The sequence below is a fragment of the Nonomuraea sp. NPDC050790 genome (assembly GCF_044456745.1).
GTDB lineage: Bacteria > Actinomycetota > Actinomycetes > Streptosporangiales > Streptosporangiaceae > Nonomuraea.
The window spans coordinates 423,168-434,666 of record NZ_JBITGF010000007.1; the positions used below are offsets into that span (position 1 = coordinate 423,168).

An 11,499-nucleotide genomic window follows, 5' to 3' on the forward strand; every position below is an offset into this window, starting at 1 on the left:
GTGACCATGCCTCTCTCCGGCCATACCCCGATCCATCCGCGATGGTCTGAACATCACCGGCCGGTAGCCACAGGTACCCAGACCGGGACATGCACCATCCGCAGGCCAGGCACAGGCGACGGCACACAAGACCCGGACGGCACCTGGCACCCGCCAGCACCGACCGTCGTCTACGCCGGGCCGTGCCGGATCACACCCCAAACCGACGACGCCCGCTACGTCGTCTCCGGCGAACGCAGAGTCACCACCCGCGGCTACGAGGTGGCGATCGAATGGGACGCAGCCGAGATCCTCGAAGGCGACCACCTCACCGTCGACACGGCCCGTGACCCGCGCCTACCCGACACGGAGCTGCGGGTCATGGACGTACGGATGGCATCCGAGCAGTGGGAACGCGTCCTCGTCTGCGAGCAGGACCTGACCGATGCGGCGTGATCAACACCAGCGGCTACGGCGGCAGAACCCGCCGGTGTTGCGGTTCCCGTTGTTGTCCACGTCAACATTCGTGTCGCCGGTCGATGTGGATTCATCGTAGTTGTGGCCGATGACCAGCTTGATCTTCTGGCCGAGCTTCAAGGGCTTGCCCGGCTTCGGGAATTGGTCGACCACGCGGTACTTGCCGTACGGGACCTTGGTCGTCTGGCGGGAGGCACTGTCGACGGCGCCGCTGATCGGCTCAAAGAAGGCCTCGGCCTTCGCCTCTGACCAGCCGACCACTTTCGGCATGTTCAGATGCTTGCCGTAGAACGCCTTCTCGTCAGAGGTGACGAACCGTACCGCGACCTTCCCGTCGGCCATCACCGTGGCACCCGCCTTCGGGGACATGACGTACACGATGCAGTCTGTCTCGTCGGAACAGTAGGAACTTCCGAGTCCACGCTGTTGCAGGCGCAGGCCGAGGGCTTCGACCTGATTCTCTGCTTCGACCAGGGTCATGCCAACCAACTGTGGCAGCGGGCCAGGCGTTGCCGGCGCGGAGCGTCCGGGACGGTTGTCTGAGCCGAATACCGAGTTGATCAACTGCGAGCATCCGCCGACGACGAGGACGATCACCGCCGCGACTACCCACACGTTCACCGATTTCGTACGGGCCATGCGAGTGACGGTAAAACGCTCATGGGCCGAGAGTTGTCGTCGTTATCCGAAATACACACAGGCTCCAGAGAAACACGATTAGCGACGATCGCTATTCGCGATTCCGGACACACCTGACCGTTCACCTGCGCGAACTCCACAGGAGGACGTCATGGCCGACTTCGACTTTTCCGAGATCGCACGCCTTGAGGTCGCGATCGACAAGGCCGTCCCGCGCACCCAGTCCATGGTGAAGGCAGCGGTGAAAAAGACCGGCTTCGACACCGTGGCCGGCGCGCAGACCCTCGCCCCTGTCGATACCGGAAACCTGAAGAACTCCATCGGCGTGGATTTCGACCCGGACGGTTACGGCTTCGAAGCCGGCGCCACCGCCTCCTACGCCGGCTACGTCGAGCACGGAACGAGCAAGATGGCGCCCAAGCCCTACCTCGGGCCAGCCTTCGACCGGGCGACCGAGCAGTTCGTACGAGCGATCGACTCCATTGGTGGCCGGGTGCTCGAATGACCGCGCCAGCAGCCAAACCGCACACCGACGCTGTGGTGTCCCTGCTCACTGCGGCGACCGTCGCTGTTGGGCGCGGGAAGCCGCCATCCACGGGTGGCTGGCAAGGCCCGCCCGGCGCCTCAAATTTCGTGCCGTACGCCGTCATCTACCCCTTCACGGGGCGCGACGAAGCCACGTCCCTGGCCCGCACCCACGACAGCCTCGACTTCACCTTCCAGCTCACCTGCGTCGGCGCGGTCCAAGACCAGGTAGAGACGCTCATGGATAAGGTCCGAGCGGCCCTCATCGGCATCACACCATCGGTGGCAAGCCGAACCGCGTTCGCGATCTACCAGGTCCCCATTGACCGGCCCGTGACACGAGACGACGCAGTCGCGCCGCCGGTCCACTACGGCATCACACAGTTCCACTTCAGGTCCGACCCGACCTAACCCCCTTCCCGACGTAGCCCGACACCAGCAGGTGGCCGGGCTCTTTCGCATGCCCGAAAGGAGCCCGCGTGGCCACCTATACCGCCGAGGCGATCACCGCTGCCGGCACCGTTCTGACGCCTCGGACTGCTGCCGCTGGCGACAAGCTCGTCTACGACACCAACGCCGTCCTGCGAATCATCAACGGTGCTGGCGCGCCGATCACCGCCACCATCACCGTGGCCGGAAACAACGCCTATGGGCAGGCCAACCCGGATCCGGTCATCTCGGTCACGAACGGCACCACCAAGGCCGCCCTCATGCTGCCCGTGTACGTCGACCCGTCGGACAACCTCATCGCGCTCACCTGGTCCTCCACGACCGACGTGACCTTCATCTACGAGCGCCGCTGATGAGCCAGCACCTGATCCGCGACGTCTACGGCTCCGAGTTCCCGATCGACTCCAGTGCGCTGGCGTTCTGGGAGCACCGCGAGGGCTACGAAGTCATCGGCCCTCTCCCTGGCGAAGAGCAGTCTCCTGAGCTGCCCGCCGAGCCCACGCCGGAACCGTCCGGCATCCCCAAGACCAGCAGCAAGGCCGTCCGGCCTGCCCAGGACAAGGAGTAGCAGGTCATGGCTAAGAGGCTCACCGACGGCAACACCAAGGCGACCTTCGTCCCTGCGGTCACGTCGCTCAGCGCCCCGACTGTCGCTGAGCTGACTGCGGTTGGAATCGTCGCGCTGGAGAACACCGTCACGGACGACGGTCTGGACATCTCCTTCGATGAGGGCACCGTCGAGGGCAACGTCCTCGCCTCGACTCAGGACTTCGAGAGCCCGGGACGCAGCAAGGCGCAGATCGAACTCACCTACTATCGCGACTCCTCCGCAGGGTCGGACCGCATGTGGTCGGTCATGACCCGCGGCACGGCAGGCTTCCTGGTGGTGCGCCGCGGCGTCACGGCTGCTACGGCCTATGCCGCCGCACAGAAGGTCGAAGTCTACGAGGTGACGTGCGGCGAGCGCCGGCCGATGGCGCCAGAGCGGGAGTCCTACGAGAAGGTCCAGCTCAAGCTGTACGCCAGCGGCACCTACTCGACTGAGTCCACGGTCGCGGCATGACCGCCGCCAAGGCCGCAGACATCGCGGACATCATCGGCAACGTCAAGCGCCCAGAGAAGACCGTCCCGATCTGCCTCGCAGGCGACCTGCAGGCCGAGTTCGAGGACCTGGAGCGCGACCTGGCGATCGCCCGAGACCAGCCTGAGGAGGGCACGCTCGCGGGCGGCGCCAACCCGCTCGCCACTCAGATCGCCCAGCAGATCGTCGAACTTCGGGAGCGGATGCGCGAGCACACCACGGTGTTCCGGTTCCGTGGCCTGCAGCGCAAGAAGTTCAAGGACCTCGTGGCGGCGCACCCGCCGAGCGACGAGGACAAGGACGCCGGCAACGACGTTGACTGGGAGACGTTCGGCGTTGCACTGGTGTCGGCGTGCGCGGTTGAGCCGCAGATGAGCGTGGAACAGGCCGGGGAGCTCGCGGACGAACTCACCCAGGCCCAGTGGGACAGCCTGTTCGCCGCTTCGTACAGCGTGAACAAGCGGGATGTGGACGTCCCTTTCTCCTACGCCGCCTCCGCAGTTCTGTCGAGCTCCAAGAAGACCTCGAGGTAGCCGCTGCGTGGGGTGTCCCACGCAGCGAACTGCTTGGCAGGGAAGCGGCTGCCACCACCGAGTACCACTACGACGAGGGCGGCAAGCTCACCCACACCACGACGACGTGGGAGCCGCGGTGGCTCGAGGAAGACGTCGCGTGGGCGAAGGCCTGGCTGCAGTACGAGGCAGGTAAATGCGGTAACTGCAAGTGGCAACTCTCAGAGTCGACAGCCATGAGAGACGGCGTTCCAGCCCACACCTTCCGCGTCCAGGAGCCTCGCCGATGCTACGTGTGCGATGAGCGCATGAAGGAGCAGGAAGCGCACAGCAAGAAGGGCAACGTCATCCGTCCTGAAGCGCTGGTCTGGTACGTCGAGCAGGTCGACTAGCCTTCCGCTTCGGCTCGGCGCTGGCGGTCCGTGTTGGTGATGACGCCCGCGAAGAACATCACGACGCCTCCTCCGACCAGGATGAAGCCCGGGATGCGCAGGATGCTGCGCAGGTCCGAACAGCCCGCTTCGGCGTTGACTCGGCCGACGAGTGACTGCCCGCCGTCCTGAAGCAGAGCATTGGTCAGGTCGTTGACCCGGGCGTCGCGGCTCGCGACAAACGCACTGCCACAGTTGACGCCTTGGCTGCTGACGGGAATGAACCCGACGATCGCGCCGACGCCGAGTAACACCGCGGCGATGATCATCATCGTTTTGAAGGTCATTGAGGATCCCCTCTTCGACGTGGGCCCCCGACTCGTCGTGATGATGACACGGTCCCATGCCACTCCCGCCCCAAATGGCTGAATTCGTTACACGACGGGCGGGGGTGCTTCGGCGTGGCCGACAGGTCCGTGAGCGTGTCCCTCCGTGCCCGGGTCACCGACTTCGTCACCGGGATGGGTGCCGCGAAGAAGTCGACGCAGGACCTGTCTCGCAACATGACGGAGACCGGCGCGTCAGCCGACCGCATGAGGCAACGACTCGAAGCGGCCACACGAGCCCTCCCGAAGATCCAGATTGATGCGGACTCCACGGCAGCCGAGATCAAGTTCGCTGAGCTACGCGCTGAACTGGAGAAACTGTCCAGCAAGCGGATCGGCATCGACATCGACGCTGCCACCGCGCGGACCGAGATCGCAGAGATCGAGCGCCAATTGGAGCAGCTGCAGCGCTCCGAGGTGGACATCAACGTCCGAGCCGACATCGGCAGCGCGCTCTCAGAGCTCCGGGCCATGGACGGTGAAGTGTCCCGCCTTGACGGGCGGCAGGCAAATGTTCGCGTAGACGCGAACGTTGGTGGCGCGCTTGCGAACATCGCCTTGGTGGCTGCTGCGCTGGCTTCTCTGCCCGCAGTCTCCACGATCGGGGTTGGAGTCGCCGGGCTCGGCGCGGCCTTCACCGCGGCTGGTGTTGGCGCGGCGGCGTTCACCGCCGCCGCGGCTCCAGGCTTCACGCGGGTCACGGAGGCATTGAGAGCATCGGAGGCTGCGGCCAAGAGCGCGGGAGCGGCTACAGGCGGGGCCGGTCAATCGGCGGCACAGGCCGCCCAGCAGGCGCTTCAGCTTGAAGCGGCTGAGAAGCGTCTCGCGGACGCGAAGAAGGAAGCCAGATCCGCAGAAGAGGACCTGACCCGCGCCCGTGAAGCCGGTCGTAGAGCCCTGGAGGACATGAACTTCTCCCTCGATCGCTCAGTCCTGAGCCAGAAGGACGCAGCCCTCGCCGTCCGCGAGGCTGCGGCCCGCCTTGCGGAGCTGCGGGCTGACCCGAAGGCGACCCAGCTCGAAATTGAGCGCGCCCAACTCGCCCACGAGATGGCGATGCAGCGCCTCGAGGAGCAGAGCGTCAAGACCCAGAGGCAGAAGAAGGACACCGCCGACGCCAACAAGGCAGGCGTTGAGGGGACGCGGGAGTATCAGCGAGGGCTGGAGCGGGTGTCGCAGGCGCAGGAGAAGGTCGCCGACGCGCAGCGCCAGCTGACCATGCTCCAACTGCAGCAGAACGCCGCCATGTCCGGCGGCGGTGGCGGGGCCACGAAGCTGAAAGATGCATTCGCCGACCTAAGCAAGGCGGAGAAGGCGCTCGCTAAGGACCTCAAGGCATTCCTCGACACTTACCAGGCGTGGCAGGAAAGCGTCCAGCCGCAAACCTTCGCGGTGATCTCGGGCGGCCTGGATCTCATCTCGTCCCAACTGCCGCGACTGTCGCCGATGGTCACCGCTACGGCTTCATCGTTCCTTGTTTTGGAGAGGGACGCACAGAGGGCGCTGGCTGGCCCGTTCTGGGCACAGTTCCTGTCCAACATCACACAGCAGATCCCGTCGGCGATCGTCGGGCTCGGCCGATCGTTCGGCAACGTGACGACCGGTGTAGCAGGCATGATCAACGCCTTCCTGCCGTTCACTCCTGTGATTGTCGGAGGGATTGAGAAGGCGACGGCGGCGTTTTCTCAGTGGGGTCAGCAGTTGGCCAGCTCGAACGAGTTCCGGCAGTTCATCCTCTTCGTGCAAGAGAACGCGCCACAAGTGTGGGAACTGATCAAGAATGTCGCCGGCGCGATCGGCAACCTTGTCACGTCCCTGGCGCCGCTCGGAGTCGGTCCACTGGCGGGTCTGAACCTGCTCGCGTCGATCGTCAAGGACATGGATCCCGCCCACATCCAGATGATCGCGATTGCCATCGGCGCCGTCTACGCGGCCGTAAAGGTCGGCCAAGTGGTGAACGTGGCCGCCACCGCCCTCAGCAATCTCCAGACGAGGATGGATGCGGTCGGCACCACCGCTACCGGGGTCAAGGGGAAGCTCGCTGGTGTCGCCAGCGTGTTGGGAGCGGGAGGGCCGTGGGGTATCGCGATCGCGGCGGGCGTGACCGCAGTCGGCTTGTTCGCTCAGCGTCAGGCTGAGGCTGATAGTCGTATCCGTGAACTGACTGCGACCCTCGACAAGCAGACAGGCGCGATCACAGCTGACACGCGGGAGTGGACGAGGAACCGGCTCGAGACCGAAGGCGTTCTCAAGGCGGCCCAACAGCTGGGTATCCCTCTGCGCACGGTCACTGAAGCGGCCCTTGGGAACAAGGCAGCCTTGGAAGAGGTGAACGCGGCTCTAGGACGGTTCACTGATAAGGCCCAAGGCGCGAAGGTCATCGGCGGGTCTTGGTCGGGGATGGCCGACGAGAATGTTCGTTCGGCGAACCTGCTCAAGGACGCGCTGAACACCACGAACACCGAACTGGGTGAGTCCGTTGCGAGCCACCACCGCCTCGCGGAGGCCAGCGGGGAGTCCACGCAGGCTACGACGACGGCGAGCTCGGGCATGCAAGCGATGGGCAGCCAAGCAGCTGCCGCACGCGGCCAGGTGGCGACCCTGAAGGGCGAACTCGATGCGCTGACCAGCGCGAACTTCAACGCCGAGCAGGCCAACATCGCGTTCGCCAGCGCCCTTTCCAGAGCCAAGGATGCGGCCAAGGAGAACGGGGCTGCGACCAACACGAACACACAGGCGTACTGGAACAACCGGTCCGCTCTCGTGGACGTCGCCCGAGCCTCCAACGAGGTTCGTACCGCCCTGGAGCAGCAAGGCGTCCCGATGGAACTGGTCAACGAGAAGGCCCGACAGCAGCGGGACGCCTTCATCGCGGTGGCCGAGAAGATGGGATACACCAAGACTCAGGCCAAGGCTATGGCCGACCAGATGGGACTCATCCCGTCGAAGGTCGAGACCAAAGTCGACGCGCCCGGCATGCCGAAAACGAAGCAGGACTTCATCGACCTCGCCAAAGAGATGGGCATCGGCAAGGAGCGAGCCGAAGAGCTGTGGGCGAAGCTGAAGAAGCTCGACGGCATGCAGGTGAAGGCAACCTTCACCATCCGCGAGATTCTGGAGAGCACCTCCAGCGGTCGGGCGGGCCTGAAGAAGCAGGAGCGCCAGGCACGCTCTGGAGGGATCTTCACCTACGGCGGCGGTCGGTTGACGGAGGCTTTCGCCGCGGGCGGGATCGAGAAGTATGCGGCTGGGGGTGTCCGGCCAGGACCCCATGTCGCTAACCAGCCCACGGTGTTGTTCGGCGAGGGTAACGGCCCCGAAGCGTTCATCCCGTATGAGACGAGGTTCAGGTCAAGGGCGATCGAGCTTCTCGGCCAGGTGGCCAGCGATTTCGGGCTGGAGCTGTACTCGCAGCAGGCGGCGAAGCGGGTCGACTCGGTCGGCGGGGTCGTCAAGGAAGCGCAGACGGCGCTCACCTCCGGGTTGGGCTCGGCGACCAGCATGCTGTCGATGACGCTCGGCGATGCCGGGTCTCTGACGGGCAGCATCGATCAGGTGAGTCAGGTCGGCGAGGCTATGTCGCTGCGTTGGGTTGAGGGTTCGCAGGTGCTGGCGGCCAGCGTGGCTGGCATGTCGGAGTTGGTGGGGTCGTCGATCGATTTCCTGTCGGCCAGTGTCGATGTGCTCGGCGCGGTGGTCGCTCAGGCGGCCAGCGCGGCGGGCGCTAAGACGTCGTCGACGAACTCGTCCAAGGCCAAGGCGAAGGCCAAACCTGGCGGTCTGGTCGAAGGTCACGGCCCCGAGTCCGGTTTTGCGATGGCGTTGGGCGGTGTGCAGTCGCTGGCCTACCAGCCGGTGAACACGTCGAGGGTGTCGGCTCCACAGCAGGTGCCGTACCGGCCGCAAGCGGCAGGGCCAGCGCCGGAGTCGGGGTCGGGGTCGAGTGGTGGTGCGTCCGGCGGGCGTAGTGGTGCCTTGGTGCACGTCGAGAACCAGTACGTGACCAGCCCGGCTGATGTTGAGGCCGGGGCGGTGTACCTGTACGCGCGGCTCGGCTCCAAGGGTCCCTGACCCGTCCGGCCTGCTCTCCACAGGTGGCCCGCTGGCTACGGCCCGGGGCCACTTCTCTTTCCACACCTTTACGGGAGGCGGTTCGGCATGCCCGGACTCATCGCCGCTACGGCGGCGGATCTGGCCCGGCTGAGGTCGGTCCAGCACATCCGTGGCGGCCGGACCGCCGCCACACGAGATCAGGTCAGCGAGTTCCGCGACGTGCGGGGGCGGCTGGTGCAGGTGGTGACCGACCAGGTCGGCAACCGGGTTCGGCGGCGCCGGGTCGGGCGTGAGGGAGAAGCGCAGGACGTGAAGATCCTGAACGCGCCGCTGGTGCTGGGCCGCTACGAGAACGGCAGGTTCACGAACGTGGGGGTGGTCAGGTGAACGCCAGGGTGGCGGCGATGCGGGCTCGCCGGGAGCTGGAGTTTCTGGAGATCTGCCAGGACTACTCCGACCGGCTGGATGCGGCTAAGGCCGCGGTCCGTGAGGCGCGAGAGTCCGGAGGTGAGGCGTTCACGCTGGCGTGGGCGCGCATGAAGGAGGTCGGTCGCGAGGTGCACGAGTTCCGCAAGTGGGCGCGCACCGTCGGCAAGCCCGCCGAGGGTGTTCCCGGCAGGGACGCAGTGATCCAGGTGGGCGGCTGAGATGGCGTGGGGCGGCTCCGGCTGGTACGGAGACACACTCGCTGATGCGCTCGGCACCGCGCAGATCGGCATCGACCTGGATCTCGACACGGCGAAGCTCGCCTTGTACGACAACACGATCACGCCGGACTTCAATGCCTCCAACCCGGCGTACTCGACGTCGGGCGAGATTTCCGGCACCGGGTATACGGCGGCGGGTGCGGTGGTCGGTACGGCGACGCTGGTCGCAGCGAGCGGCTTCCTGACGTGGGATGGCGACAACGTGTCGTGGACGTCCTCGACGTTGACGGGTGTGCGCGGCGGGCAGATCCACGCCGACTACCTCAGCCCGAAGCGGCTGATCATCGGCATCGATTTCGGCACCGCCTACCAAACCAATGACGGGACCTTGCTCGTCGCCTGGCACGCCAACGGCATCGGCCGCTGGGATTACATCCCGTAGTAGCCCAATGCTCCGAGATGTTCCGCAGCCGCCTCCGGGCGGCTTTTTCATGCCTGCTCACCTGACCTTCGTGAGGGGACGGTGGCATGCCTGTCTCGTTTGGGTCTGCATCCTCGGCGGCCAGCAACTCGGCTAGCTTCAACGTGGCCCGGCCAACGTCGACGGCCTCCGGCGATTTCATGATCGCCTTCTTGGCGAACGATGCGGGCGGGCTGGGCATCTCGGGCGGCACCACGTGGGTGGAGTTGACCGCGGGCACGGTGGACTCGCTGCGCTACCGCGTCATGTACAAGCAGGCGGGCGGGTCAGAGCCTGCCAACTACACGGTCGCCCAGACCAATGGCGGCGACTGCCACGCCTCAGTGATCCGCGCCCCGGGCGGATCGGGTACCCCGGTCTTCGCTGTGGACGCCACAGGGACCGGAACGTCGATCAGCACTCCGTCGGTCACTCCCGACGGTGCCGCTGATCTGCTGATCAGGTTCGTCGCCGGGTACCCGTTCGCCGCCGCCCAGACATGGTCGCCGCCCGCGAGCCACACTGAGCGGACTGACCTGCAGTCCAACGATTTCACCTCGGGCACGACCGCTACCAGGCAGCTCGCGTCGAGCGGTGCGACGGGTACAGCGCTTTTCACCGCGTCGTCCTCGTGCACCGAGGCGGCCGCCATCACGGTGTCGATCACGGATGCGCTCGACGCCACCATCGACGCCTCGACCGTAGACGTCGTCGCCAACATTCCGTCCCTCGCGCTGTCCACTGGTTCGGGCGTTCACGCTGTCACGGTGGATGCTGCCGCCGAGATTCCCACGCCGGGCGTGTCGGCAGGGCAGAGCGTTCACCCTGCCACCGTCGAAGCTGTGGCGGTCATCCCGTCCCCGTCGGTGACGGCTGGCTCTACCGAACTGGTAGAACCGGCGACGGTTGTCGCCGTGGGAGAGGTGCCATCCCCGTCGATCACCGCCGTTCAGAACGCCACCCCGAGCCCGGCCACGGTCGAGGCTGCCGCGGTCATTCCCGCGCCTACGGTGACGGCGACCTTCCAGGCGACGATCCAACCGGCGACCGTCGAAGCTGTCGGGGAGATCCCGTCGGCCGGTGTCTCCGTCCCGACTTTGCCGGGCGACAACCTCACCGACGTCGGGCAGGTCGAGTTGAACGGCGTCGTGTGGGGGACCGGCACGCCGTACCGGATCCGGGAGATCACCGGCTGGCAGGAACTGCCGTCGATCGATGACCTGTCGGAGGAGGAGCCGGGCAGGCACGGCGCCTATGCGGGCGCGTCGCTGGCGCGGCGCCGGATCGTCACCGTCGCCTTGCAACTCGACTCCATCTCAGATCCGACGCAGGTCGATGACCTGCTGCGGCAGCTCCGCTATGACACGCGGATTCTGCGGGACAACACGTTGTGGGCGTTTGTCGCCAAGGGCTACACGGAGTTGCGGCTCGGCTTTTGCAAGGTCACGGACCGGACCGGCGTCATGGGCGGCGACTACTCGGTGGGCGCCCCGGAACCGGTGATCACGCTGACGTTCCCGGATGCGCGCCTTTATGGGCTGGACCAGCAGTCGCAGGTGGTGGCGGCGAACGCGTCCGGCCCAACGGAGTTCATCAACGCGGGTGACGTCTACACCAACCCGGTGCTGCGGTTTCCCGGCCCGGCCACGAACCCGTTGATCGTGAACGAGACGTTGGACCGGGTGCTGGCCTTCGATCTGACGCTGGGCGGTTCTGACCTGTTGGTAGTGGACACCCACCGAGGCAAGGCGATGATCGGCTCCACGGATCACGGCTCGGATGTGTCCGACACCATCTCGGTGCCGATCAAAGAGTTCTTCCTCGACGTCGGCTCCAACGAACTCTCCTACGAGACCGACTCCGGCGGTGCGGCCGGCGTCGAAGTGCTGCACCGCGACGCCTACATGTGACCTTCTGAG

At 65.9% G+C, this 11,499-nt stretch carries 15 protein-coding genes; 13 read left to right on the forward strand and 2 right to left on the reverse strand.

What is annotated here, in order from left to right:
• Positions 1 to 6 precede the first annotated feature (6 nt).
• The gene (locus tag ACIBEJ_RS35055) at positions 7 to 435 is read left to right on the forward strand and encodes a DUF6093 family protein (protein ID WP_397187438.1); all 429 of its coding nucleotides are present in this window, start codon (positions 7 to 9) and stop codon (positions 433 to 435) included.
• Here ACIBEJ_RS35055 and ACIBEJ_RS35060 read toward each other — a convergent pair whose 3' ends face one another.
• Entirely contained in the window at positions 436 to 1,095 is a 660-nt protein-coding gene (locus ACIBEJ_RS35060) for a PASTA domain-containing protein (RefSeq protein WP_397187192.1), read from the reverse strand.
• A 151-nt stretch (positions 1,096 to 1,246) separates the two neighbouring features.
• Here ACIBEJ_RS35060 and ACIBEJ_RS35065 point away from each other — a divergent pair, with 151 nt between their 5' ends.
• The 7 genes from ACIBEJ_RS35065 to ACIBEJ_RS35095 all read left to right on the forward strand — a co-directional run bounded on the left by ACIBEJ_RS35065 (position 1,247) and on the right by ACIBEJ_RS35095 (position 4,055).
• Entirely contained in the window at positions 1,247 to 1,600 is a 354-nt protein-coding gene (locus ACIBEJ_RS35065; RefSeq protein WP_397187193.1) for an HK97-gp10 family putative phage morphogenesis protein, read from the forward strand.
• Positions 1,597 to 2,031 (forward strand): hypothetical protein, encoded by a 435-nt coding sequence (locus ACIBEJ_RS35070; protein ID WP_397187194.1) that lies wholly within the window; start codon positions 1,597 to 1,599, stop codon positions 2,029 to 2,031. The genes ACIBEJ_RS35065 and ACIBEJ_RS35070 overlap by 4 nt, the downstream gene beginning before the upstream one ends.
• 68 nt (positions 2,032 to 2,099) lie before the next feature.
• Positions 2,100 to 2,423 (forward strand): hypothetical protein, encoded by a 324-nt coding sequence (locus ACIBEJ_RS35075; protein ID WP_397187195.1) that lies wholly within the window; start codon positions 2,100 to 2,102, stop codon positions 2,421 to 2,423.
• Positions 2,423 to 2,638, forward strand: a complete 216-nt coding sequence (locus tag ACIBEJ_RS35080; RefSeq protein ID WP_397187196.1) for a hypothetical protein — start codon at positions 2,423 to 2,425, stop codon at positions 2,636 to 2,638. The genes ACIBEJ_RS35075 and ACIBEJ_RS35080 overlap by 1 nt, the downstream gene beginning before the upstream one ends.
• Before the next feature lie 6 nt (positions 2,639 to 2,644).
• Positions 2,645 to 3,133 (forward strand): hypothetical protein, encoded by a 489-nt coding sequence (locus tag ACIBEJ_RS35085; RefSeq protein WP_397187197.1) that lies wholly within the window; start codon positions 2,645 to 2,647, stop codon positions 3,131 to 3,133.
• Positions 3,130 to 3,684, forward strand: coding sequence for a hypothetical protein (locus tag ACIBEJ_RS35090; RefSeq protein WP_397187198.1), 555 nt, complete (start codon positions 3,130 to 3,132; stop codon positions 3,682 to 3,684). Before ACIBEJ_RS35085 ends, ACIBEJ_RS35090 begins: the two co-directional genes overlap by 4 nt.
• 215 nt (positions 3,685 to 3,899) lie before the next feature.
• Positions 3,900 to 4,055, forward strand: coding sequence for a hypothetical protein (locus tag ACIBEJ_RS35095; protein WP_397187199.1), 156 nt, complete (start codon positions 3,900 to 3,902; stop codon positions 4,053 to 4,055).
• Here ACIBEJ_RS35095 and ACIBEJ_RS35100 read toward each other — a convergent pair.
• Entirely contained in the window at positions 4,052 to 4,381 is a 330-nt protein-coding gene (locus ACIBEJ_RS35100; RefSeq protein ID WP_397187200.1) for a hypothetical protein, read from the reverse strand. The two genes, ACIBEJ_RS35095 and ACIBEJ_RS35100, sit on opposite strands and share 4 nt — an antisense overlap.
• A gap of 114 nt (positions 4,382 to 4,495) precedes the next feature.
• Between ACIBEJ_RS35100 and ACIBEJ_RS35105 the strand changes: the two genes are divergently transcribed.
• The 5 genes from ACIBEJ_RS35105 (at position 4,496) to ACIBEJ_RS35125 (ending at position 11,490) form a co-directional block, all read left to right on the forward strand.
• Positions 4,496 to 8,491, forward strand: coding sequence for a hypothetical protein (locus ACIBEJ_RS35105; RefSeq protein WP_397187201.1), 3,996 nt, complete (start codon positions 4,496 to 4,498; stop codon positions 8,489 to 8,491).
• An 87-nt stretch (positions 8,492 to 8,578) separates the two neighbouring features.
• On the forward strand, positions 8,579 to 8,860 hold the full coding sequence (locus ACIBEJ_RS35110; protein WP_397187202.1) for a hypothetical protein: 282 nt from the start codon (positions 8,579 to 8,581) through the stop codon (positions 8,858 to 8,860).
• Complete coding sequence (locus ACIBEJ_RS35115) at positions 8,857 to 9,120, forward strand: hypothetical protein (RefSeq protein WP_397187203.1); 264 nt, start codon at positions 8,857 to 8,859, stop codon at positions 9,118 to 9,120. Before ACIBEJ_RS35110 ends, ACIBEJ_RS35115 begins: the two co-directional genes overlap by 4 nt.
• A 1-nt stretch (position 9,121) precedes the next feature.
• Positions 9,122 to 9,562 (forward strand): hypothetical protein, encoded by a 441-nt coding sequence (locus ACIBEJ_RS35120; protein ID WP_397187204.1) that lies wholly within the window; start codon positions 9,122 to 9,124, stop codon positions 9,560 to 9,562.
• 86 nt (positions 9,563 to 9,648) lie between these two features.
• Positions 9,649 to 11,490 carry a hypothetical protein gene (locus tag ACIBEJ_RS35125; RefSeq protein ID WP_397187205.1) on the forward strand — a complete coding sequence of 614 codons (1,842 nt, stop codon included), beginning with the start codon at positions 9,649 to 9,651 and terminating at the stop codon, positions 11,488 to 11,490.
• Positions 11,491 to 11,499 lie beyond the last annotated feature (9 nt).

Coding starts and splice junctions, on each gene's coding strand:
- ACIBEJ_RS35080 (WP_397187196.1), top strand. CDS start 2,423: ATGAGCCAGCACCTGATCCGCGACGTCTACGGCTCCGAGTTCCCGATC.
- ACIBEJ_RS35090 (WP_397187198.1), top strand. CDS start 3,130: ATGACCGCCGCCAAGGCCGCAGACATCGCGGACATCATCGGCAACGTC.
- ACIBEJ_RS35055 (WP_397187438.1), top strand. CDS start 7: ATGCCTCTCTCCGGCCATACCCCGATCCATCCGCGATGGTCTGAACAT.
- ACIBEJ_RS35070 (WP_397187194.1), top strand. CDS start 1,597: ATGACCGCGCCAGCAGCCAAACCGCACACCGACGCTGTGGTGTCCCTG.
- ACIBEJ_RS35095 (WP_397187199.1), top strand. CDS start 3,900: ATGAGAGACGGCGTTCCAGCCCACACCTTCCGCGTCCAGGAGCCTCGC.
- ACIBEJ_RS35100 (WP_397187200.1), bottom strand. CDS start 4,381: ATGACCTTCAAAACGATGATGATCATCGCCGCGGTGTTACTCGGCGTC.
- ACIBEJ_RS35125 (WP_397187205.1), top strand. CDS start 9,649: ATGCCTGTCTCGTTTGGGTCTGCATCCTCGGCGGCCAGCAACTCGGCT.
- ACIBEJ_RS35110 (WP_397187202.1), top strand. CDS start 8,579: ATGCCCGGACTCATCGCCGCTACGGCGGCGGATCTGGCCCGGCTGAGG.
- ACIBEJ_RS35120 (WP_397187204.1), top strand. CDS start 9,122: ATGGCGTGGGGCGGCTCCGGCTGGTACGGAGACACACTCGCTGATGCG.
- ACIBEJ_RS35060 (WP_397187192.1), bottom strand. CDS start 1,095: ATGGCCCGTACGAAATCGGTGAACGTGTGGGTAGTCGCGGCGGTGATC.
- ACIBEJ_RS35065 (WP_397187193.1), top strand. CDS start 1,247: ATGGCCGACTTCGACTTTTCCGAGATCGCACGCCTTGAGGTCGCGATC.
- ACIBEJ_RS35085 (WP_397187197.1), top strand. CDS start 2,645: ATGGCTAAGAGGCTCACCGACGGCAACACCAAGGCGACCTTCGTCCCT.